The organism is Kaistia soli DSM 19436, from assembly GCF_900129325.1.
Classification (GTDB): Bacteria; Pseudomonadota; Alphaproteobacteria; order Rhizobiales; family Kaistiaceae; genus Kaistia; species Kaistia soli.
In genome coordinates, this window is sequence record NZ_FQUP01000001.1 from 435,636 (window position 1) to 457,679 (window position 22,044).

26 protein-coding genes are annotated in these 22,044 nt (G+C 65.8%); 17 read left to right on the forward strand and 9 right to left on the reverse strand.

The genetic code is table 11. The annotated features are described in order from the left end of the window. Positions 1-43 precede the first annotated feature (43 nt). Positions 44-838 carry an SDR family NAD(P)-dependent oxidoreductase gene (locus BUB39_RS02230; RefSeq protein ID WP_073051410.1) on the forward strand — a complete coding sequence of 265 codons (795 nt, stop codon included), beginning with the start codon at positions 44-46 and terminating at the stop codon, positions 836-838. 202 nt (positions 839-1,040) lie between these two features. Next, entirely contained in the window at positions 1,041-1,253 is a 213-nt protein-coding gene (locus BUB39_RS02235; RefSeq protein WP_073051411.1) for a hypothetical protein, read from the forward strand. Positions 1,254-1,261: 8 nt separating this feature from the next. Here BUB39_RS02235 and BUB39_RS02240 read toward each other — a convergent pair whose 3' ends face one another. The 4 genes from BUB39_RS02240 to BUB39_RS02250 all read right to left on the reverse strand — a co-directional run bounded on the left by BUB39_RS02240 (position 1,262) and on the right by BUB39_RS02250 (position 4,875). Then, a complete protein-coding gene (locus BUB39_RS02240) occupies positions 1,262-1,510 on the reverse strand; it encodes a DUF2934 domain-containing protein (RefSeq protein ID WP_244540123.1) in 249 nt (82 codons plus the stop codon). Positions 1,511-1,572: 62 nt separating this feature from the next. Continuing rightward, a complete protein-coding gene (locus tag BUB39_RS02245) occupies positions 1,573-2,340 on the reverse strand; it encodes an invasion associated locus B family protein (protein ID WP_073051413.1) in 768 nt (255 codons plus the stop codon). Between the two features lie 31 nt (positions 2,341-2,371). Beyond that, positions 2,372-2,500, reverse strand: a complete 129-nt coding sequence (locus BUB39_RS25865; RefSeq protein ID WP_280174637.1) for a hypothetical protein — start codon at positions 2,498-2,500, stop codon at positions 2,372-2,374. Positions 2,501-2,583: 83 nt separating this feature from the next. Next, positions 2,584-4,875, reverse strand: coding sequence for a heavy metal translocating P-type ATPase (locus BUB39_RS02250; protein ID WP_073051414.1), 2,292 nt, complete (start codon positions 4,873-4,875; stop codon positions 2,584-2,586). Positions 4,876-4,955: 80 nt separating this feature from the next. Here BUB39_RS02250 and BUB39_RS02255 point away from each other — a divergent pair, with 80 nt between their 5' ends. Further along, positions 4,956-5,378, forward strand: a complete 423-nt coding sequence (locus BUB39_RS02255) for a MerR family transcriptional regulator (RefSeq protein WP_073051415.1) — start codon at positions 4,956-4,958, stop codon at positions 5,376-5,378. Positions 5,379-5,437: 59 nt separating this feature from the next. Here the strand turns inward: BUB39_RS02255 and BUB39_RS02260 are convergent, their stop codons facing one another. After that, positions 5,438-6,361, reverse strand: coding sequence for an SMP-30/gluconolactonase/LRE family protein (locus BUB39_RS02260; RefSeq protein ID WP_073051416.1), 924 nt, complete (start codon positions 6,359-6,361; stop codon positions 5,438-5,440). Between the two features lie 193 nt (positions 6,362-6,554). Here BUB39_RS02260 and wrbA point away from each other — a divergent pair, with 193 nt between their 5' ends. Next, positions 6,555-7,154 (forward strand): NAD(P)H:quinone oxidoreductase type IV, encoded by a 600-nt coding sequence (gene wrbA / locus BUB39_RS02265; RefSeq protein WP_073051417.1) that lies wholly within the window; start codon positions 6,555-6,557, stop codon positions 7,152-7,154. Positions 7,155-7,301: 147 nt separating this feature from the next. Further along, entirely contained in the window at positions 7,302-8,219 is a 918-nt protein-coding gene (locus tag BUB39_RS02270; protein ID WP_073051418.1) for an MBL fold metallo-hydrolase, read from the forward strand. Here the strand turns inward: BUB39_RS02270 and BUB39_RS02275 are convergent. Further along, positions 8,206-9,057 (reverse strand): DUF1499 domain-containing protein, encoded by an 852-nt coding sequence (locus BUB39_RS02275; RefSeq protein WP_073051419.1) that lies wholly within the window; start codon positions 9,055-9,057, stop codon positions 8,206-8,208. The two genes, BUB39_RS02270 and BUB39_RS02275, sit on opposite strands and share 14 nt — an antisense overlap. Positions 9,058-9,292: 235 nt before the next feature. Here BUB39_RS02275 and BUB39_RS25385 point away from each other — a divergent pair, with 235 nt between their 5' ends. Next, complete coding sequence (locus tag BUB39_RS25385; protein WP_073051420.1) at positions 9,293-9,496, forward strand: hypothetical protein; 204 nt, start codon at positions 9,293-9,295, stop codon at positions 9,494-9,496. Between the two features lie 223 nt (positions 9,497-9,719). On the opposite strand, the gene BUB39_RS02285 is transcribed toward BUB39_RS25385, so the two are convergent. Continuing rightward, complete coding sequence (locus BUB39_RS02285) at positions 9,720-10,346, reverse strand: LysE/ArgO family amino acid transporter (protein ID WP_073052689.1); 627 nt, start codon at positions 10,344-10,346, stop codon at positions 9,720-9,722. Positions 10,347-10,381: 35 nt separating this feature from the next. After that, entirely contained in the window at positions 10,382-11,149 is a 768-nt protein-coding gene (locus BUB39_RS02290; protein WP_073052690.1) for an SOS response-associated peptidase, read from the reverse strand. Between the two features lie 52 nt (positions 11,150-11,201). On the opposite strand from BUB39_RS02290, the gene BUB39_RS02295 reads away from it, so the two are divergent. The 5 genes from BUB39_RS02295 (at position 11,202) to BUB39_RS02315 (ending at position 13,936) form a co-directional block, all read left to right on the forward strand. Continuing rightward, positions 11,202-11,723 (forward strand): NUDIX hydrolase, encoded by a 522-nt coding sequence (locus BUB39_RS02295; RefSeq protein WP_210187014.1) that lies wholly within the window; start codon positions 11,202-11,204, stop codon positions 11,721-11,723. A gap of 84 nt (positions 11,724-11,807) precedes the next feature. Continuing rightward, the gene (locus BUB39_RS02300; protein ID WP_073051421.1) at positions 11,808-12,230 is read left to right on the forward strand and encodes a TIGR02301 family protein; all 423 of its coding nucleotides are present in this window, start codon (positions 11,808-11,810) and stop codon (positions 12,228-12,230) included. 149 nt (positions 12,231-12,379) lie between these two features. Beyond that, on the forward strand, positions 12,380-12,628 hold the full coding sequence (locus tag BUB39_RS02305; RefSeq protein ID WP_073051422.1) for a hypothetical protein: 249 nt from the start codon (positions 12,380-12,382) through the stop codon (positions 12,626-12,628). Between the two features lie 145 nt (positions 12,629-12,773). Beyond that, a complete protein-coding gene (locus tag BUB39_RS02310; RefSeq protein ID WP_073051423.1) occupies positions 12,774-13,469 on the forward strand; it encodes a hypothetical protein in 696 nt (231 codons plus the stop codon). 59 nt (positions 13,470-13,528) lie between these two features. Next, complete coding sequence (locus tag BUB39_RS02315; protein ID WP_073051424.1) at positions 13,529-13,936, forward strand: VOC family protein; 408 nt, start codon at positions 13,529-13,531, stop codon at positions 13,934-13,936. Between the two features lie 13 nt (positions 13,937-13,949). Here BUB39_RS02315 and BUB39_RS02320 read toward each other — a convergent pair whose 3' ends face one another. Beyond that, complete coding sequence (locus BUB39_RS02320) at positions 13,950-15,284, reverse strand: dihydroorotase (RefSeq protein WP_073051425.1); 1,335 nt, start codon at positions 15,282-15,284, stop codon at positions 13,950-13,952. Between the two features lie 116 nt (positions 15,285-15,400). Between BUB39_RS02320 and ygfZ the strand changes: the two genes are divergently transcribed. The 6 genes from ygfZ to BUB39_RS02350 all read left to right on the forward strand — a co-directional run bounded on the left by ygfZ (position 15,401) and on the right by BUB39_RS02350 (position 22,040). Then, positions 15,401-16,285 carry a CAF17-like 4Fe-4S cluster assembly/insertion protein YgfZ gene (gene ygfZ / locus BUB39_RS02325; protein ID WP_073052692.1) on the forward strand — a complete coding sequence of 295 codons (885 nt, stop codon included), beginning with the start codon at positions 15,401-15,403 and terminating at the stop codon, positions 16,283-16,285. Positions 16,286-16,299: 14 nt separating this feature from the next. Further along, positions 16,300-16,905: an HD domain-containing protein gene (locus BUB39_RS02330; protein WP_073052693.1), complete on the forward strand. Its 606-nt coding sequence runs from the start codon at positions 16,300-16,302 to the stop codon at positions 16,903-16,905. Between the two features lie 83 nt (positions 16,906-16,988). Then, positions 16,989-17,504 (forward strand): tyrosine phosphatase family protein, encoded by a 516-nt coding sequence (locus BUB39_RS02335; protein WP_073051426.1) that lies wholly within the window; start codon positions 16,989-16,991, stop codon positions 17,502-17,504. 13 nt (positions 17,505-17,517) lie between these two features. Further along, entirely contained in the window at positions 17,518-17,877 is a 360-nt protein-coding gene (locus BUB39_RS02340) for a YbaN family protein (protein ID WP_280174638.1), read from the forward strand. Between the two features lie 85 nt (positions 17,878-17,962). Continuing rightward, positions 17,963-20,671, forward strand: coding sequence for a pyruvate, phosphate dikinase (ppdK, locus tag BUB39_RS02345; RefSeq protein ID WP_073051427.1), 2,709 nt, complete (start codon positions 17,963-17,965; stop codon positions 20,669-20,671). A 139-nt stretch (positions 20,672-20,810) separates the two neighbouring features. Further along, on the forward strand, positions 20,811-22,040 hold the full coding sequence (locus BUB39_RS02350) for a cell wall hydrolase (RefSeq protein WP_073051428.1): 1,230 nt from the start codon (positions 20,811-20,813) through the stop codon (positions 22,038-22,040). Positions 22,041-22,044: the final 4 nt, after the last annotated feature.

Consider the following 22,044-nt stretch of genomic DNA (forward strand, 5'->3'; position numbering starts at 1 on the left):
AAACACACGACAATCTGCAGTTTATTCGGGAGGAAACTGAAACATGGCAGCCCCGCGCGATTATACGCGTCTGTTCGACCTCACCGGCCGCAAGGCCATCGTCACCGGCGGCTCGCGCGGCATCGGCCGTGCGCTGAGCGAAGCCTTGGCAGCGCAGGGCGCCGACATTGCCATCGTCGTACGGTCGTCGACCGAACTTGCCGAGGAACTTGCCGCCGAGCTGAACGCCAAGGGCGGCGACAGCTTCGTGATCCAGGCCGACGTATCCGTGGAAGCCGATGTCGAGCGCATGGCGCAGGAGGTTGCCGCGCGCTGGGGCCGTGTCGACATCCTCGTCAACAATGCCGGCATCATCATTCCCGGCAATGCCGAGGACTACAGCCTCGCAAACTGGCGCGAGACGATGAGCGTCAATCTCGACGGCCTCTTCCTGGTCAGCCGTGAGATCGGCAAGATGATGATCGCGCAGAAAAGCGGCTCGATCATCAATATCGGTTCGATGTCCGGCCGCATCGTCAACTGGCCATTCCGCCAGGCCGCCTACAATGTCTCGAAGGCTGGTGTGCATATGATGACCAAGGCTTTCGCCACTGAATGGGCGGAACACAATATCCGCGTCAACGCCCTCGCCCCCGGCTACATCATGACGGAACTCACGCAGGAAGTGCTTCGCGAGCATCCCGAAGTCGCGACCAATCACTGGGCCAAGGACGCGGTGATGAACCGGCTCGGCACGGTGGATGAGCTCGCCGGCTCAGTCGTCTACCTCGCCAGCGACGCCGCTTCGTTTACAACCGGCGAGGTCATCACGGTGGATGGCGGCCTGACGCTGCGCTGAGCGACGGCGAACGCGGTCAGAACCCGGCGAGCGAAGGCCGAATTAGCTGAAGGCGTCGACTGTCGTGCATAGTGGAGGCCGGACGGGGGTCCGGCCTCTCCCACGGAACTCTCCTCGCGCCGTGGACAACACCGACGCGGCTGGTTGACTCTGCCTGGAATGAGAACAAAATAGGAACATCTTCTCATTTGGAACGGACATCATGGGCGCATCCAGCACGGGCAGAACGGCCAATACGGTTGATCACGATCAGGCGGCGCTCGATGAACGGATCGACGACATCATCGCGATGCATGACGGCGATTGGCGTGCCGCACTCGAAACACTGCTGATCGTTGCGGACGCACGGGCCGAGACGATCAGCTTCGGCTATGTGCGGGGCCGAGCTCCGGGACTGCCGCTTTCAAGCGACTGACGCTGCCGTCAGCCCGAAGGTTGCGCGGTGCCTTCATCATCGTCGCCGGGCGACGGGAACATGCCAGACCCGATGGTAGCATCTTCATTGATGAGGTCGGGACGGGCATGCGGACCTGCGCTCGGCAGATCGCTGCCCTCGCGGCTCTCATGCTGCTCGGCATCTTGCCAGAATTCCTCGGCCCGCCCCGCTGGCGCGCCGGCCTGCTGCCAAAGAAAATAGGCCCGCTCGCGGATACGTTCGTCGCGTGATGCCATCATTGCCTCCTTGTGCGGTGTCGTACCGCGTCAAAGGATCAATGCCGGCCGCAGCGCAAAGTTCAGACGCCGAGCTTTTCCAACGCGGCGTCGAGGCCTTCCGGTGAAAAGTCGAAGGTGACGGTCTTGCCGTTCTTCAGCACGATCTCGGTCGAGACCCGCTTGGAATTCCTGAGCAGAGTGACGAAGTCGTCGGCAAGCCGCGCCCTCACCTGGCAGGAATGGGCGCCGCAGCCAGAATAGGGAACGGTCTTCGGCTGGCCGTCGCCCATGATGAGCACCATGCCGCGCGACACGAGCACGCCAGTCGGCACGGTCCAGATGCCGTAGAGGCCGCTATCGCTGTGCTGGATGGTCCAGGACGTTTCAACTGTCGGGTCGTCCGCCTGGGTGAGCGCCTGCGACGCGGTGCAGAAGCGGTCGCCCTCGCCGTCGCACGCCGCAGACCAACCTTCTCGGACCTGCATCGGCATCGACTGTGACACGGCGCGGGGAGGTGAGGGAATCTCGGCAGAGGACGCCAACGCGGCCTGCTGCGGCTGCACGACCGACCCGGTTTCCACCAGATCGAGATCGGTGGCGCGGTGCCTCAACGGAGCCGAAGGATCGACGAGGCGGATGTCGGAGGAACGGGGCTGAGCCGCAACCACCACCGGCGCAGCCCCCGCCTCTTCGCCGGAACCCAGCAGTTGTCGGGCGGCCTGGAGGGTGTCGTCGGACTGCCAAAGCACGACGGCCACCAGAAGGGCAACGACCGTCAGACCCTCGACGACTCGGTAAAAAGTCGATCGCGGGTCGGGCTGGTCCAGTTCTTCGAAAGAATCGCTCATGTCGCGGCTTCAATCCTGCCAAGCTGCGGGATCAAGCATCGGTAATCATGATTAATATTTGCTTGATGGCGCCGATGGCGGTTGCGAACGCGGCCGTCGGCAGCGCGAGCGAGTCGGCCGCATCATCACGCTGGAGCAGCCTTGAGCGCTTCGCCGGCATCAGCTTTCGCAAGGTCGCAGCAGCGCTCCGCGGCCGGCATCAGTAGGCCGCCGGCCATGAACCCTATGACGTCCGATACTCACTCAGGCGCCACGGCGTGGAGCCAGCAGGGTCAGCGCGTTGATGGTAACCAGAACGGTCGCTCCGGTGTCGGCCAGGATGGCCGGCCAGAGCCCGGTGATGCCGAGAATCGTCGTGACAAGGAACACGGCCTTCAGGCCGAGCGCGATGACGATGTTCTGATGGATCTTCGCCATGGTGCGCCGCGCCAGTCGAATCAGACGAGCGACATCGCCGATACGGCTGTTGAGGATCGCGGCATCAGCCGTGTCGAGCGCGACGTCGGTGCCCCCGCCCATGGCGATGCCGACATCGGCGGCCGCCAGCGCCGGCGCGTCGTTGATGCCATCGCCGATCTTGGCCACATGAAAGCCGGCAGCACGCAGCTCTGTCACGATCCGCTGCTTGTCCTCGGGGAGAAGCTCGGCGCGCACCTCGATGCCCATTTCTCCGCCGACGCGTGTGGCTGCCCGGACATTGTCGCCCGTCAGCATGATCGCGCCGATACCCATCCGCGCCAGTTCCTGAAGCCCGGCCTGCGCATCCGGCCTTGCGCCGTCACGGATCGCGACGAGGCCGAGCGGCTCGCCATCCGCCATCAGAACCGAGACGCTGTCACCAGCCGCGGCCATGGCCTCGGCCTTCACGCGCGTCGCATCATCCAACGAGACGCGATCCGCGCCCGCCGACAACCCGCCGAAGAAGAGGGCGCGTCCGCCGATCCGCCCTGCGACGCCTTTGCCAGGAACGGCCGTCGCATCCTCCGCTGAGGGCGGCGTGATGCCCGCTTCGGCCGCGCGAGCGAGGATCGCCTTGGCGAGGGGATGGCTCGAGCCGGCCTCGATCCCCGCTGCGAGTGTCAGCAGTTCGGTCTCATCGGTGGTCCCAAACGGAACAAGCGCGCTCACGACGGGGCGGCCGAGCGTCAGCGTGCCCGTCTTGTCGAAGGCGACGCGATTGATCGCTGCCAAGCGCTCGAGAACGGCACCACCCTTCATCAGCAGTCCCTGCCGCGCTCCAGCAGCCAGACCTGCCGCGATGGCCGCCGGCGTCGAGATCACCAGCGCACAAGGGCAGCCGATCAGCAGGATCGCGAGGCCCTTGTATATCCATTCATCCCAGGAGCCGCCGAGGAGAAGCGGCGGCAGCACGGCGACGAGCGCGCCGGCGACCAGGACTCCGGGCGTGTAGACCCGCGCGAAGCGATCGATGAAGCGCTCCATCGGCGCCTTCGATTCCTGCGCTTCCTCGACGAGGCGAACGATGCGGGCAATCGTATTATCCGTCGCCGCCGCCGTCACTTCGACGCGCAGCAAGCCGTCGGCATTGATCGTGCCAGCGAAGACCGCATCGCCTTCGGCCTTGCGCTTCGGAACGCTCTCGCCCGTAACCGTCGCCTCGTCGATGGCGCTCGTCCCGCTGAGAATGAGGCCGTCGGCAGCGATCCGGTCGCCCGGCCGCACGCGGATGATATTGCCAACCGCAAGCGCATTGGCGGGAACGGCCTTGGTTCCCTCCCCGACCTCGAGCAGTGCTGTCTCCGGCAAAAGATCTGAGAGCGCGCGGATGCTGGAGCGCGCGCGCCGGGCGGCGGCACCTTCCAGCATCTCGCCGATCAGGAACAGGAAGACGACCATGGCCGCTTCTTCGCTGGCGCCGATGGCGACCGCGCCGACCGCTGCGATGGTCATGAGCGTCTCGATCGAGAACGGGCTGCCGAAGCGTGCCGCCATGAAGGCGCGGCGGGCAATTGGTACAAGGCCGACCAGCATGGCGAGTGCGAACGGCCAGTGGCCGAGCGCCGGGAAAGCCAGCATGACGCCATAGGCGGCGACGATCGCCAGTCCAGCAGCGATGGTCAGCCGCGCCTTCCGCGTCTTCCACCAGGGGGCCCCTGCCGCTTCGTCCTCGTCGTCGTGGCCGTGCAGCCCCGCCGGCGCAGCAGCCGCGGGCGCGTCATGGTCGTGGTCGCCATGATCATGCCCCGCGTGGTCATGATCATGGGCACCATGATCGTGGCCGGAGTGATCGTGATCCGAATGGTCATGTGTCGGCGCCGGCGCTGTCGGAACGGCAGCGCTGCGTCCGGCTATGCGCGCAGCGCTGTAGCCGAGCAGTCCGACATCGCGCGTCACCGCGCTCTCGATCACCGTCTCGCTGCGGCGCGCGACCGTCATCGTGCCTGCGGCCACTGAAACCGAGACTTCGACGACGCCGTCGATCCGGCGCACCGCCTTGTCGATCTTGGCTGCGCAGGCGGCGCAATCCATGCCGCCGATGCGGTAGCGCTCCTCGGTCGTCAGTGGCGCGTTCATGACAATGCCTCTCGTCCCTTGCATCCGTATGAGGAGAGGCTAAATGCTCAAGCGACTAGAGGATCAAGTGGGAAAATCACATGCGTGCCGTCTCGATCGGTGCCGTCGCCAAGGCAACTGGCGTCAAGGTGCCAACCATCCGCTACTATGAAGACGTCGGCCTGCTGCCGGTCGCCGACCGGACCGACAGCAACCGGCGGACCTATGATGCCGCGACGATCAGCAGGCTGCGTTTCATCCGCCACGCGCGCGACCTCGGCTTCGCCGTCGAGGCGATCCGCCAGTTGCTCGATCTCTCGGACCAGCCCGACCGGTCCTGCCAGGAAGTCGATTCGATCGCGCGCCTTCACCTTGCGGATATCGACGAGAAGATTGCGCGGCTGACGGCGCTAAGGGCCGAGGTCAAGCGCATGGTCGATGACGGTGAACACGGCCGCGTCGCCGAATGCCGCGTCATCGAGGTGCTTGGCGACCATACGGCCTGCCTGCACGAGGCACACTGATTATGAAATCCGTTGTGCGCGCTGCCCGGCCGGGAGCGCGCACAACGGGATCGGATCGCTCAAACCTTCGGGCGCAATGCTCCTTGGGTGTTGAGATAGACCGAATAGAGGCTGGTCGTGCCGCAGATATAGAGGCGGTTACGCTTCCGTCCGCCGAAGGTGACGTTGGCCACCACCTCGGGGATGAGGATCTTGCCGATCAGCGTTCCGTCGGGCGCGAAGCAATGAACGCCATCGGCGGCCGAACTCCAGATATTGCCGTGGATGTCGATGCGGAAGCCGTCGAAGAGCCCGTTGTCGCAGGTCGCGAAGCGCCGTCCCGCGCTAACGCTGCGGCCATCCGGCGCCACGTGATAGACGCGGATATCCGGCGAGCAGTCCGGCTTGTGCGTGAGGCCGGTGTCGGCAACGTAGAGCAGCTTCTCATCCGGCGAGAAGGCGAGCCCGTTCGGTCTCACCATGTCGGTGACCACTGCCGCTACGGCACCGTTGATCGGGTCGATGCGATAGACGTTGCAGGCGCCGATTTCCGAGATGGCGTGATCGCCCTCGTATTCGCCGTCGATGCCGTAGGTTGGATCGGTGAACCAGATCGAACCATCGGACTTCACGACGACGTCGTTCGGTGAATTGAGCTTCTTGCCTTCGAATCGATCGGCAAGAATGCGGCGCGAGCCATCATGCTCGATTCGCGTCACGGCGCGGCCCCGATGCTCGCAGGCAATCAACCGGCCCTCGAGATCGACCGTATGGCCGTTCTGATTGTTGCAGGGAGCCGAGAAGACGGAGACCGAGCCATCGGTCTCATCAAAGCGCAGCAGCCGGTCATTGGGGATATCGGACCAGATCAGATATTTCCCGGCCGGAAAATAAGCCGGCCCCTCGGCCCAGCGGCTTCCGGTCCACAGCTTCTCGATATGCACGTTGCCCATGGCATAGCGGCGGAACCGCTCGTCCAGCACCTTGAATTCCTTGTCGAGCATGGTTCCTCCGGCTCGTTTAGCTCCCGCGCCGGAGCATAGTGCGTGCTATTGCGTTTGGAAGAGGCAACGTCGCCGCGAAGGCCTTGCGAGAGGTCAATCACCCATCGGCGACAGACTGTTCACTGCAAGGGCGCTTCCCCTCGCGCCCCTAACAGACGAAACAAGCCTTATCAAACCAAAGGGACTGCAATTCATGACCAAGGTTCTCGTGCTCTATTATTCCGCCTACGGCCATATCGAGAAGATGGCTGAAGCCGTAGCCGAGGGCGTTCGCTCGGCCGGCGCGGAAGTCGACATCAAGCGCGTCCCGGAGCTGGTTTCCGATGAGGTCGCCAAGGCCTCCTACTACAAGCTGGACCAGGCTGCACCGATTGCCACCCCGGCCGAACTCGAGAATTACGACGCGATCATCGTCGGCTCGGGCACGCGCTACGGCACCGTGACCTCGCAGATGCGCAATTTCTGGGACCAGACCGGCGGCCTCTGGGCGCAGGGCAAGCTGGTCGGCAAGGTCGGCTCTGTCTTCACCTCCTCCGCGACCCAGCATGGCGGCCAGGAATCGACCATTCTCGGCTTCATTCCGACGCTGCTGCACCATGGCATGATCGTCGTTGGCCTGCCCTATGCCTTCCAGGGCCAGATGGGTCTCGATGAGATCAAGGGCGGCTCGCCCTACGGCGCCTCGACCATCACCGGCGGTGACGGCGCGCGCCAGCCTTCGGCCATCGAACTCGAGGCCGCCCGCTACCAGGGCGCCCATGTGGCGAAGATCGCCGCCAAGCAGTCCGCCTGAACCCGGACTTCGTGATTTGCCGTGCCGCGTCGTCGGGCACGGCTCAAACGCCCCGGCTCAGTCCGGGGCGTTTTAGTTCGCGCGAACGGAATCGCCGGCGGCAGATTTCAGGTTGAAGTGGCGGCCGATGGTCTCTAACTGCCGCTCATGGCAGAGATCTGTTTCGACCGCGACTTCGATCCCCAGACCGGCACCGCCGTGGCGCTTGGGGACCACGTGCGCCGGGTGACGGCGCCGAACGCCAACCCGTTCACGTTCCGCGGCACGAACAGCTATATTGTCGGGCATGGCCATGTCGCGATCATTGATCCCGGCCCCGACGATGCCACGCATATCGATGCGCTGATTGCCGCGACGGCAGGCGAGACGATCGACACCATCCTCGTCACCCACACCCATCGCGACCATTCCGCCGGGGTTCAGCGCCTCAAGGCCGCTTGCGGGGCGCCTGTCCATGCTGGAGGCCCGCATCGCTTCGCGCGGCCGCCGCGTCCCGGCGAGGACGCAACGCTCGAAGCCGGCGCCGATCGCGCATTCGCGCCGGACCACCAGATTGCGGACGGCGAGCGCATTGCGGGCGACGGCTGGTCGCTCACGGCGATAGCGACCCCCGGCCACGCTGCCAATCACATGGTTTTCGCGCTCGACGGCAGCGACATGCTGTTTTCGGGCGATCACGTCATGGGATGGTCGACAACGGTGGTCGCGCCACCCGATGGCTCGATGGCCGACTATCTGCGCTCGCTCGATATTCTCGCCGCCCGCCCCGAGACGATCTACCTGCCAGGTCATGGCGCTCCAATTGCCGATGCGCCCGCGTTCGTGCGGGCGTTGAAAGCGCATCGAAAGTTGCGAGAGGCGGCCATCTTCGCCCGCATCGAGCGAGGCGACCATACGATTGCCGAGATCGTCGCTGTCATCTACCGCGAGACGCCGCCAGCGCTGCATGGGGCTGCGGCGCTCTCGGTGCTGGCGCATATCGAGGATCTCGTGGCCCGAGGCCGGGTGCGTGTCCTCGATGGAAGCGGGCTTACCGCCACTTATGCAGTGGTCAGCGTCGGCTGACAGGCGCCCGTTCCGGCAGCGGCGGCAGCGGCGTATCCTCGGCTCCATCCTGCAGCGGCGGACGGGCGTCATCCTCTCCTTCGGTTACGCCCTGAAGCGCCGCGTCCAATCCTCCAAAGAAGTCGCGAATGCGCCTCGCATCATCGCCAAGGTCGTGTGCCCCGATCCGCGAAGCCGAGCGCATGTCGACCAAGGCGCCGGAGCCATCGGCGATGATGCGGATCACCACATCGGCCGGCAACGCCAGCAGCGGCGTGCGCGCCGTCGCCTCGATCCATCCGACCTCATTGTCGCTATCCGGCGCCCGCGCGTCCGTCACCGTCCAGCCATGCGCCGCGACAAGGGCCGCGATCGCCTGATGGACCCGTTCCGGCGCCTGCGGATAATGGCGTGGCAGGATGTCGGGATAGGCCTCGATCTGGGCGGCACGTTCGGCCTCGTTCGGCAACGGCCGCATGACGACATTGTCCGGAGCCGCCGTGAAAAGCGGCGGATCGGCTAGATCGGTCGACAGATCGGCGATACGCGGTAGGCGGATGAGATCGACGACGATCGCGGCCGGCACGGCCAGCACGACCAGCGCCAACGCCGTCGCGCCCCAGGCCGTACCCGCGCCGCGATCACCATTTGTCCAGATCGTTCGGAAGGCGAAGATCGCGGCGACAAGCGCCATAGCTGCCAGCAGCCAGGCGAATCCTATGACGATAAAAAGCGGCGCCAGCGCAATCATGGACGCACGATGAAGCAGCCCCGCCAGGATCAGCAGGGGGATCGGCAGGGCGGCAAAACGCAGCGCCCAGGCAGCGGCTCCTGCGCTTCGGCGCTGCAGCCGGCGCATCACGCACGCCTCTTTGATGCAAAGTGGTAATAAAGTGTGAACGTGATCATGTGTCGAAATGGCAACAGGAAACGTCTTTCAAGTCCAAAGCCTTGCATGACGAATGTCCAACCGTCGTTAACGGATTTCTAAAACACGAATCTGCCATATTAGATGATCATATGCGTCATTCACGTTGGCCAGCCGGCGAAAGACCGAAACGGCAACGCGAATACGCCAAGGACTGAAGCAGATCATGACCAGCAAAGATCACTCTACATTTAAGACCAAAGCACAACGTGAGCAGGAACACGACCTGCGCTCGAAATATGGCGAGCTCGGCAACCCCGAGCTGGTCGCTGCGATCCGCCAGCAGCAGAAGTCCGGAAAGACGGCCGCGAAGACGGCTCAGAAATCCGAGCAGATGCAGATGGCCATCGCAGCGCGCGAGCAGGACTGACGCCTGACGGCAGCCCGCAAGGGCCACAGCATATCGGGGTAGCGCGTGGACGGCCATGCGCTTCCGGGTGGCGAGTTGTACGGTTGTGTCCCATGGCCTTTGGCCATGCGTTTATGCCGCTGCCGCGATAGGTGGCATTGCGGCGAAGCGATGGCTTTGAGCACGGCTCAGCCTCGGCCCGACTGATCTGAATATTTCCTCTTCCGGATCAAGTTCTGTTGGATCAAAGGAGCGGTCGCAACACCTGTACGAGCAGGGATAGGGCGATCGCGGCCATCACCAGCGCGATCACGGCATCGAGCACGCGCCAGGCTGCCGGACGGGCGAACAGCGGCGCGGCGAGCCGCGCGCCATAGCCGAGGCCGAAAAACCACGCAGCAGAGGCCAAAGCCGCGCCGCCGCCGAAGGCAAAGCGCGCCCAGCCTTGATGACGCGCGGAGAGCGACCCCAGCAGCACCACCGTGTCGAGATAGACATGCGGGTTGAGGAAGGTCAGCGCTGCCACTGTGAGGAGCGCTGGGCGGAGTTTCGCTTCTGCCGCGCCGCGCGCCGAAAGCCCACCCGGATGAAGCGCACGGCGAAGTGCCATCACGCCATACCACAGCAGGAACGCAGAGCCGGCCAGGGTCACGACCATCAACAGACGCGGTGACTGCTGCACGATGGTGCCGAGACCCGCGACACCGGCCGCGATCAGCGTCGCATCTGCAAGGAAGCAGAAGCTTGCGACAGCGAAGACGTGCCTCCGCGCGAGCCCCTGACGCAGCACAAACGCATTCTGCGCGCCGATCGCTACGATAAGGCTGGCGCCGAGAAGGAAGCCCTCAAGCGCCGGCGCGGCGAGCGGCATGGTCATTTATCATATCCCTGGAGAAAGTGGGTTCGTCAGAACAGCTTCATCTGCCGATCATCGTCAGGAGCGGCTGGTTCGCCGGCGCCCGCAGCAGCACGCGGCGTCCGCGTTTTCGGCGGCGCCTGCGGAGGACTCTCGGCGAGAGGCGCCTGAAGCCCGGCATCATCGTCGCGGGCACTGTTGACGCGTGTGTCGACAGCGACCGTTTCAAAAAATCCGGGCCGCGCCGGCACAAGCGCCGCGACCAGTTCCTCCTTGCCGGCGGGAACAAGGCCAAGCCAGCGATCGTAATCGGCCGGCTCGATCACGACCGGCATGCGGTCATGGATCGACGAAAGGTCTTCGTTGGCGGCGGTGGTGAGGATGGTGGCGCTGTCGAGAAGGTTGCCGTTCGCATCCGCATATTCGTCCCATAGCCCCGCAAAGGCGATGATGCGGCGCTCCGGCGAGCGGACAAGGAAGGGCTGCTTGCGGCCGCCTTCCCGCTTCCACTCATAGAAACCCGTCGCGGGGACGAGGCAGCGCCGATGCCGGAACGGACCGCGAAAGGCCGGCTTCTCCGGCGCCGTTTCCGAGCGGGCGTTGAAGAACAACGGCAGATCAGCAGGGTTCTTGGCCCAGGACGGCACCAGGCCCCAACGCACCAGCCCCAGCGCACGCGCGCCCTTCTCGGCGCGGATGACGTGGATCGGCTGCGTCGGGGCGATGTTGTAGCGCGGCGGAAACCACTCGATGCGGATCAGCGAGAATTCCTGTTCGAGATCTTCCGGCGTCACCGCCAGCGCATAACGTCCGCACATCGCCATCACCCGTCGCAACGCCCTGCTTCTAGCAGCGACACCGGAGCGCGTCATGCCCATCCTCTGCGATCGCGCCTTTCCAGCTTGGCCGATCCGGGCGAAGCTCCCGTCCTACCAGAGGACCGACGCGATGCCCCACCAAGCGCCTTTCCCCCCTGACGATGTCGCCGTGCCGCGGCGACCGGGCCTTGGCGTCAGCGTCGCGCTCTGGCGTGACGACCGCGTGCTGCTGGTCAAGCGCGGGCATCCACCTTTCGAAGGGCACTGGTCGTTGCCCGGCGGCCGCGTCGAATGGGGCGAGCGACTCGAGGACGCCGCGCGCCGCGAACTTCAGGAAGAGACAGGCCTATGCGCGGGACCGCTGCGGCTCGTCGAAGCGCTCGACATGATCACGGGCCATGGCGAAGCGATCGACAGCCATTTCGTCGTCGTGAGCTATGCCGGCAGCGCTCAGGGAACGGCGGTCGCGGCCAGCGATGCCGCAGAAGCGGCCTGGCTGACGATCGACGAGGCGACGAGGCTGCCGACGACACCAGACCTACTCAGGGTGCTCCGCAAGTCCCGGAGCATGTAAGGTCGGCGCCTTGCACCCGGTCAGCCCGCGGACCATGATCCGCTGCATCGATCGGCCGGGGAACCGGCCCCAACATCGGCAGCCATGCGTTTCTCGTCCTTCCTGACCGTTCGTCGCCTGCGTGTTGGCGCCGTTGCGCCGATGCTGGTGGTCGCGTTTCTGGCGGCTGGAAACGCCCGCGCCGCCGATCCGCCCTATGACGCGCCGCTTGTTCGCCTTGCCGAGATTCTCGGCGCGCTGCATTACCTGCGGCCGCTCTGCGGGGCGACGGAGCCGAGCCTCTGGCGCGATCAGATGGAGGCGCTGGTAATGGCGGAGGCGCCCTCCCCGGAGCGTAGGGCTCGCCTTACGGCGGCGTTCAACCAGGGCTATTCGGGTTTCGCGGCGCTCTATCGAAGCTGTACGCCGGCTGCGGTGGCGGCCATCGATCGCTATCTGGATGAGGGTGCCCGCCTGACGCGTGAGGTGACCACCCGCTATGGGGGTGATGTAGCGCCGCAACGTTAACCAAATTAACCGGATTTTTAGTGTTGGATTAACCCCTTCTTCAGGATAGCTGTCCCGCTTGAGTCTGTGCGTGCTAGGTTTTCTCCGTCGGCGATTCGGATCGCGCTGCAAACCGAATCGATCCCTGATCAACGGAAGGTAAACTGCTCATGGATGAAGAACGCGAACGCGTCGAGATCGCCGAGCAGAAGCGGGCCGCTCTCGCTTATCTGACCGAGGCCTGGGATGAGGCTGTCGCAGAGGGTATCGACACCGACATCATGGCGCATGCCGCGCTGTTCGCAGCCCTGTCGGACCTGATCGATACCTATGGCGAGGATGCCGTGGCCGATCTCACCGTCTCGCTGCCGGATCGCGTGCGCCGCGGCGAGTTCACGCTGCTGCGAACCATCCAGTAGTTTGGCGGCGGAACCCGGTTCTGCCGCAATCTCCTGATCCGATCCTTATCCGCGGCAGAAGCGCATCATGGGCGCTTGGCCGCGGCCTTGGCTTGGCCGGAACGACCAGCCCGGCTATGTAGGCCGGATCATCAGGGAGTGACCCATGCGCGTGCATCGTCTGGCGACGCCGATCGGAACCGCAATCCTCGCCGTTCTCATCGCGTCCAGTGCACCGGCCTGGGCAGCCGCGCCGATCGACGCGAAGCCGGTACAGACGCAGACGATTACCGCGCCGCCGGACCAGGGCGATGACGGCGATGCGGACGGCCCGCCAGCGGGACCGACGCCCGACCAGCCGGCAAGCGCTGCACCAGCGCCGGACGAGCCGGTCCCGGTCGTCGAATACGACTTCTCCAAGCTGCCGCCCGCCGTACAGAAGCTGCGCAGCGAGATCCTCGCCGCAGCAAAGACCGGCGATATCAGCAAGCTGAAGCCGATCATCGAATCGGGCCCGCATCCGCCCAATCTCGGTGCCGACGAGGGCGACAGCAAGGACCCGATCACCTATCTGAAGTCGCTGTCGGGCGATCCGGACGGGCGCGAAATCCTGGCGATCCTCAGCGAGGTGCTCGAGGCCGGCTATGTGCATGTCGATGTCGGCACGCCGAACGAGGTCTATCTCTGGCCCTATTTCGCGCGCTACCCGCTCGACAAGCTGACGCCCGAGCAGATGGTCGAGCTGTTCCGCCTTCTGACCGCGTCGGATTTCGACGAGATGAAGAACTACGGCGCCTATCTCTTCTACCGGGTCGGCATCACGCCGGACGGCAAATGGGCGGAGTTCCAGGCCGGCGATTGATCGAGATTGACGGCGGCAAATGTTCATGATTTGTTCTAGCCATATTGCGGGAGGACATCATGAAACTGCATCGCGGGCGATTGATCGACCACATCCAGATCGTGACGGCCGATGTCGATGCGAGCCGCCGCTTCTATGAGGCGGTGCTCGCGACGCTCGGGATCCCGGTGACGGCCCTCGACGGCTATTTCTATGCCGATGAACTGTTCGTCTCGGGCGGCACGCCGCTGACCGGACGCTGTCATCTCGCCTTCCAGGCGGCGGACGCCGACCAGGTCGCCGCGTTCCACGCCGCGGGGCTGGCGGCGGGCGGGAGCGACAATGGCGGCCCCGGCGAGCGACCTTATCATCCGGGCTACTACGCCGCGTTCCTGCTCGATCCTGACGGCAACAATATCGAGGCCGTCTATCACGGACCGCATCAGCGCTCGGCGCCGTCGGTCGAGCTGGAGATCGATGGGTATTGACGCCGCCGCTGGCTTAGCCGCGCGGCAGCGCCTCGTGGAAGAGCACCGGCGCACCGTTCGACGGCGTCACGAGTTCGCCATCCCACATCACCTCGCGGCCGCGCACCACCGTCCCCACCGGCCAGCCGATGACGCGCTTGCCGTCATAGGGCGTCCAGGCGGCACGGGAGGCGATCCAGCGATTGGTGATCGTGGCGCGGCGCTTCATGTCGACGATGGTGAAATCGGCATCATAGCCGACCGCGATGCGACCCTTGCGCGCGATGCCGAAAATCCGCGCCGGCCCGGCCGAGGTCAGGTCGACCAGCCGCTCCAGCGAGAGGCGGCCATTGTTGACGTGGTCGAGCATGATCGGCACCAGCGTCTGCACGCCGGTCATGCCAGAAGGACTGTCGGGATAGGGCTTCGCCTTCTCCTCCAGCGTATGCGGCGCGTGGTCGGAGCCAAGCACGTCGATGACGCCGTTTGCCAACCCCTGCCAGACGCCGGCCTGATGCGCGCGGTCGCGCACCGGCGGGTTCATCTGCAGCAGCGTGCCGAGCCTCGCATAGTCATCGGCCGAGAGCGTCAGGTGATGCGGCGTCGCCTCGGCCGTCGCGACATCCTTGTGATCGGCGAGGAAGGCGATTTCGTCGGCGGTCGAGATATGCAGCACATGGATGCGCGCACCAGCCCGGCGGGCGATCGAGACGAGACGCTCGGTCGCCATCAGCGCGGCCGTCGCATCGCGCCAGACGGGATGCGAAGACGGATCGCCTGGCACGCGGAGCGGCTTCCGCTCGTTGAGACGCGGCTCATCCTCGGCATGGAAGGCGGCGCGCCGGCGCGTCTGACCCAGGATCGCGGCAATGCCAGCATCGTCCTCGACGAGGAGATCGCCAGTCGAGGAGCCGATGAACACCTTGATGCCGGCGGCGCCCGGCAGCCGCTCGAGCTCCGGAATGTCGGCAACGTTCTCGCGCGTGCCGCCCACCCAGAAGGCGAAGTCGCAATGCATCCGGCCGGTACCGCGCCGCACCTTGTCGGCCAACGCCTCGGCGCTCGTGGTGGTCGGCTTGGTATTCGGCATCTCGAAGACGGCGGTGACGCCGCCCATCACCGCGGCGCGCGAGCCGGTCTCGAGGTCTTCCTTGTGTTCGGCGCCCGGTTCGCGAAAATGAACCTGGCTGTCGATCACCCCCGGCAATATATGAAGGCCGGTGCAGTCGACGACACGGGCGGCGCGGCGGGGATCGATATCGCCGATCGCGGCGACCCGGCCATTTCTCACAGCGATGTCGGGCGTGCCGATGCCGTCGTGATTGACCACGGTTCCGTTGCGAAACAGAAGCTCATAGGTAGTGTTCATGGCCGCCCTCCCCAGTGCTCGCCCGTCATCCGCTCCTGCCCCGGCGGAAACTCTTTTCCGGCTTAAGGAAGTGGCGGCGCCTGCACAAGTTCTGGAAATGCATGGGAACCATGTCGATGCGTGAGGGGTCGTTCGCCGTTCTCGCCGACCGAGCCGTTCTTCGCATCAGCGGGCCGGACGCCGAGAGCTTCCTGCAGAATATCATTACGACGGATATGGATCGCGCCGTCGCAACTGGCGCGGGATTCGGCGCGCTTCTCTCGCCACAGGGTAAGATCCTCGCCGATTTCCTGATCGCGGTGGCGGCGGACGGCTTCCTGTTCGATCTGCCGCGGACAGCGCTCGCCGATTTCACCAAGCGGATGACGCTCTATCGGCTGCGCGCCAAAGTCGAGATCACCAGCCTCGCCGAAAGTCACAGGGTCGTCGCCTATTGGGGCGGCGAGTCGGCACCCGGTGTCGCGGGCACGGTCATCGCCGATCCCCGTCTCGCCGCACTCGGCTTCCGCGCGATCCTGTCGGCGGACGCTCATCCAGAGGCGTCGGGTTATGTCGCGGCGACCGCCGAGGACTGGCATGCGCACCGGATCGCACTCGGCGTTCCCGAAGGCGGACGCGACTTCGCCTTAGGTGACGCCTTCCCGCACGATGCCGACATGGACGATCTCGGCGGGCTCGATTTCCGCAAGGGCTGCTATGTCGGCCAGGAGATCGTGTCGCGCATGCAGCATCGCGGCACGGCCCGCCGCCGCGCCGTGATGGTTTCGGGCGCCGCCCTGCCCGCGCCTGGCACGCCAGTCGAGGCTGACGGCAAAGCGCTCGGGGCGCTCGGCACCAGCGCTGATGGCAGGGGCATTGCCCTCCTGCGACTCGACAGGACCAAGCTCGCGCTCGATGCCGGGTCGCGCGTCACTGCCGGCGGCGTGCCGCTTGCTATCGCCTTGCCGGCATTCGCCCGCTTTACATGGCCGGCCGGCACCGATGACGAGGGGGCGGCGTGAGCCGGGATGCCGCGATGCCCCGCGTCTGGCAGCGCATGCTGTCGGGTCGCCGGCTGGACCTCGCCGACCCCTCGCCCTTCGACATTGAGATTTCCGACATCGCGCATGGCCTTGCCCGCGTCGCACGCTGGAACGGGCAGACACGCGGCGATCATGCCTTCTCTGTCGCGCAGCATTCGGTGCTGGTCGCCGAGGTAGCCACTGTTCTTTCGCCTGAGATGCCGCCCGCAGATCGGCTGGCCGCGCTGCTGCACGACGCGCCTGAATATGTGATCGGCGACATGATCTCGCCTTTCAAGGCCTTGGTGGGCGGGGAATACAAGGCCGTCGAAGGCCGATTGCTGGCGGCAATCCATCTCCGGTTCGGGCTGCCGGCCGAGCGGCCCGCGGCTCTGACGCGCGCCATCAAGGCGGCGGACAAGATCGCGGCCTTTCATGAAGCGACGAAACTTGCCGGGTTCGGCAGCGCCGAGGCGACATCCTTCTTTGGCCGGCCGCGCGGCGTTGATCCGGCGCGGCTTTCGCTGGAGCCATGGCCGACAGCGCTGGCGCAGCAGCGCTTCCTCGACACATTCGGTCAGTTGACGGCGGCGATGGGCGGGGCAGCGCTTTCGGCGTGACCCCGCTGCGTTGCCGCACTACATGATGGCGAAACACGACCGGCCGGTGTTTGCATCGGCCCCAGGATGACAGGAGCTCCACCATGCCGCGCGTTTACGTCTGTTCCTTGTCCCGCATCGGCTCGACGGTGGCTCAGACCGGCGCCAGCCATCTGGTGACGCTGATCAATGCCGACACGCTGGTCGAGCGGCCGGCCTCGATTCCCGAGGACCGTCATCTGTTTCTCGGCTTCAATGATATCCTCGAGCCGATGGACGGCATGACCCCGCCGGCCGCCGAACATGTCGAGCAGCTGCTCGATTTTCTTGAAGGCTGGAAGGCGGAAAAGCCGATCGTCGTCCACTGCTTCGCCGGCATCAGCCGATCGACCGCTGCGGCCTTCATCACCGTCTGTGCGCTGCGTCCCGAACGCGATGAGGCCGAGATCGCCGCGCTGATCCGCGCCGGCTCCGCATCCGCGACTCCCAATCTCCGCCTTGTACGCTTCGCCGACGAGTTGCTGGGCCGCCGCGGCCGGATGGTGCAGGCGATCGAGAGCATCGGCCGGGGCCATGATGCCTTTGAAGGGCATCCCTTCGCGCTCTCGCTCGACCGATAACGAGCCACGCGGCGTGAAGCGTCCGCTCTATGCCATCGCGGGGTGGCTGATGGTCGCGCTGGGCGTGATCGGCCTTGTGCTGCCGGTCATGCCGACCACCGTCTTCATGATCCTCGCCGCCTGGTTGTTTGCCCGTTCCTCGCCGCGGTTCGAGGCGTGGCTTCTCGCCCATCCCATCTTCGGGCCACCGATCGTCCAGTGGCGGCAAAACGGCGCGATCCCGCCGCTCGCCAAGGGCTTTGCAGCCATCAGCATGGTCGGCGGTTTCGGCGTGTTCTGGTTCGTCGTCCGGCCGGCTCCCTGGCTTGCCGGCGCTGTTGCTGTTGCCCTTCTCGCCTCGGCCGCCTTCGTCTTGAGCCGGCCGAGCCACTGACGCGGATTAATTTCGTATTGCGACGCAGCAAGCGCCTGATTTAGCTAGGCGTGGCGCGCCGGGGCGCCGACAGGAGCGCGTCGCCATGGCGAAATGGGTCTATGCATTCGGCGGCGGTTCCGCCGAGGGCGGCCTCGCCGACAAGGAGCGGCTCGGCGCCAAGGGCGCCGGCCTCGCCGAGATGAGCGCGCTCGGCCTGCCGGTTCCGCCCGGCTTCACGATCGTGACCGAGATCGGCAAGCACTATCTCGCCAATGGCCAGGCTTTCCCTGAAGGCCTCGCGGACGAGGTCGCCGCGGCGCTGGACGGGATCGGGCTGATTGCCGGCCGAGCCTTCGGCGATGCGAATGATCCGCTGCTGGTCTCGGTCCGGTCCGGCGCGGCGGCGTCGATGCCGGGCATGATGGATACCGTGCTCAATCTCGGGCTCAATGACGAGACCGTCGAAGGCCTCGCCCGCGCCTCGGGCAACCGCCGCTTCGCCTTCGACAGCTATCGCCGTTTCATCCAGATGTTCGGCCATATCGTGCTTGGGCTCGACCATGCCCTGTTCGAGGAACGGCTGGAGGATCTGAAGCTGGCGCGGGGCCTCGTCCTCGACGCCGAGCTTTCGGCCGGCGATTGGGAAGAGGTCTGCGATATCTTCAAAGGCATTGTTCTCGAAGAGACTGACACCGCCTTTCCGCAGGCGCCGGATGCCCAGCTATGGGGCGCGATCGGCGCTGTCATGGCCTCCTGGAACAATCCGCGCGCCATCGCCTATCGCCGCATCAACGGCATTGGAGCCGAAGCCGGAACCGCCGTCACCGTTCAGGCCATGGTCTTCGGCAATCTCGGCGAGACCTCGGCGACGGGCGTCGCCTTCACGCGCCATCCCTCAACGGGTGAAAAGATTCTCTGGGGCGAGTTCCTTCCGAACGCGCAGGGCGAGGATGTCGTTTCCGGCACGCGTACGCCGCAGGACCTGACCGAGCGTGCGCGCCGCGAGACCGGCTCGGAGACGCCCTCGCTCGAATCGCTGATGCCGGCGGCCTATGCCGATTTCGCCGCTGTCGCGGACCGCCTCGAGCGGCATCACCGCGACGTGCTCGATCTCGAATTCACCATCGAGCGCGGCCGGCTCTGGATGCTGCAGGTGCGTCCCGCCAAGCGGACGATCCGGGCCGCCTTACGTACAGCCGTCGAAATGGCCGGCGAAGGGCTGATCAGCCGCGCCGAGGCGGTGGCGCGGATCGAACCGCGCACGCTGGAGCAGTTGCTGCATCCGACCATCGATCCCGACGACAGCGGCGACATCTTCGCACGCGGGCTGCCGGCCTCGCCAGGAGCTGCCAGCGGCGCCGTGGTGTTCACGCCCGACGAGGCGGAGACGGCCCGGGCGCAGGGGCGCAAGGTGATCCTCGTCCGCGTCGAAACCAGCCCTGAGGACGTGCATGGCATGCATGCGGCGCGTGGCATCCTGACGACGCGTGGCGGCATGACCAGCCATGCCGCTGTCGTGGCGCGCGGCATGGGCAAGCCCTGCGTTTCCGGCGCCGGCACGATCCGCGTCGACTTCAAGGCCGGCACGATGACGGCCGGCGGAAGGACCATCCACCGGGGTGACATCATCACCATCGATGGCGGCACTGGCCTCGTGCTGGTCGGCGCCGTTCCGCTGCGTGAGCCCGAGCTCTCCGGCGATTTCGCGATGCTGATGCAATGGGCCGACACGTTCCGCACGCTGAAGATCCGCACCAATGTCGACACGCCCGCCGATGCGCGCGCCGCGCGGGGCTTCGGCGCCGAGGGCATCGGGCTCTGCCGTACCGAGCACATGTTCTTCGACCACCGCCGCATCGCGGTTGTGCGCGAAATGATCCTCGCCGAGACCACGGCCGCGCGCGCCGACGCGCTCGCCCGGCTGCTGCCCATGCAGCGGACTGACTTTGCGGCGCTGTTCGAGATCATGGCGGGACTGCCAGTAACGATCCGCCTACTCGACCCGCCGCTGCACGAATTCCTGCCGACCGGCGAGGCTGAGATCGCGGAGCTCGCAGCCGCAATGGGCATTCCGCCGGCTCGCATTCGCGCCCGCAGCGAAGCGCTGGCCGAGGCCAATCCGATGCTTGGTCATCGTGGCGTCCGCCTCGCGATCTCCTTTCCAGAGATCATCGAGATGCAGATCCGCGCCACGCTGGAGGCGGCGCTCGATGTCGAAGCGGCGAGCGGCCTGGCGGTTGATCTCGAGATCATGGTGCCGCTGGTCGCGAGCAAGGCCGAGCTCGATCTCATCTATGAGCGGATCCGCGCCGCTGAAGCGCAGGTCGTGCGCCAGCATGGCCGCGCGCCGCGCTATGAGCTCGGCACGATGATCGAGCTGCCGCGGGCGGCGCTCGCTGCCGGGGAGCTTGCGAGAACGGCGCGGTTCTTCTCGTTCGGCACCAACGACCTGACCCAGACGACCTTCGGCATCTCGCGCGACGACGCGGCGCCGTTCCTCAACGCCTATCTCGCGCTCGGCCTGATGCCGGCCGATCCCTTCGCGACGCTCGACCAGGAGGGTGTCGGGGAACTGATCCGCATCGCGACCGAGCGCGGCCGGGCGACGCGGCCCGACATCAAGCTCGGCGTCTGCGGCGAGCATGGCGGTGATCCGGCTTCGATCCAGTTCTTCGCCGGCCTCGGCTTCGACTATGTCTCCTGCTCGCCCTTCCGCGTACCGGTCGCCCGCCTCGCCGCGGCACAGGCTGCGATCTCCGCAGAAGGCTTCGCAGCCGCCGGGTCTCTCGTCGCTGAAGACGTGGACGCCTGACGAACGCTCCTTCTCCCGAAACGGCACACAAACGCCGGGCCGTTAACCGAGTTTCAAGGTTAATCCAGCAGATTTGAGGAACGTTGCCGGGAAGCCACACCGGCCTGTAGCGGACTGTACGCGTGGAGTTGCGTGCCCGATGGTCAGCCATGAGCCGTCTTCATCCTCGCTGGTGATTTACGAGCCGCCCGGTCCGCCGGCCGTCCTCCATGTCGCCCGCCGCCGCCGCCAGCGCCCCAATCGCGGTCGTATCGCCCTCTTCTCGGGCCTGCTCGCGACCGGACTGCTCGCCCTCTCCTCCACCACCGTGGCCTTCCAGGATGTCGCGAGCCTTTTCGGGCGCGAGGTTCCGCTGTCTCAGCGCTGGCTGGCGCGTCTGGTTCCAACACCGGCCGGCGCCAGCTATGTGCCGACGCTGGTCACGCCGGAAGCGCCTTCGGTCTTCGCAATGCGGACCGATGTCGACGTCGAGCCGAGGCTCGACCTCGTGCGCGCTGGTCCGGTCTCGGCACCGGAATTCATCCCGCCGCGCGTCAATCGCGACGACAAGCGCGATGCAGCGATGTCACGGCCGCGCCCAGTCGCACCGTCGCGCTTCTCGGCCGGGGTGTTGCAGCACGACGTGCTCGGCATGGTGTTCGGCGCGCCCGAGGCCCGCGAGGCGGTGGCGATGCTGATGCCGTCCGATGTCGCGAAGACGTCCGTCGCCGCCGCGATCCCGCCGAAGCCGGTCGCCGCGCCCGTCGCCGTGCTCGCCTCGATCGCCGGCGAGACGCGGGCGCCCCATGCCGGCAAGATGGCCGACGATCTCGCCGTCCAGGCCTATGCCAATCCCGACGACACCGCCGCCATCGAGGCACCGTTCAACGCGGTGCTGGCGAAGCCGATGGCGATCGGCAAGGATGGCAAGCCCGACCATTGGTGGGTGACCAACCCGATCCCGACAAATGCCCGCTCCAAGACCGAGCAGAAGTGCCTCGCCACTGCGATCTATTTCGAGGCTCGCGGCGAGCCGATCAAGGGCGAGCTGGCGGTGGCGCAGGTCGTCATCAATCGCCTGAAAAACCCGGCCTATCCGAAGACCGTCTGCGGCGTCGTCTACCAGAACAAGGACATGCGCGACGCCTGCCAGTTCTCCTTCGCCTGCGACGGCATCAAGGATCGCATCACCGACATGACGGCCTGGCGGCGGGCGCAGGAACTGGCGCGGCGCGTGGTCTATGATGACAATTGGTGGAATGCCGATGTCGGCTCGGCGACGCACTACCACGCCAATTACGTCAAGCCGCGCTGGGCACGCACGATGAAGAAGATGGAGCGCATCGGCCACCACATCTTCTACAAGACCTATGGCGGCGGCTGGATCTGAGCGG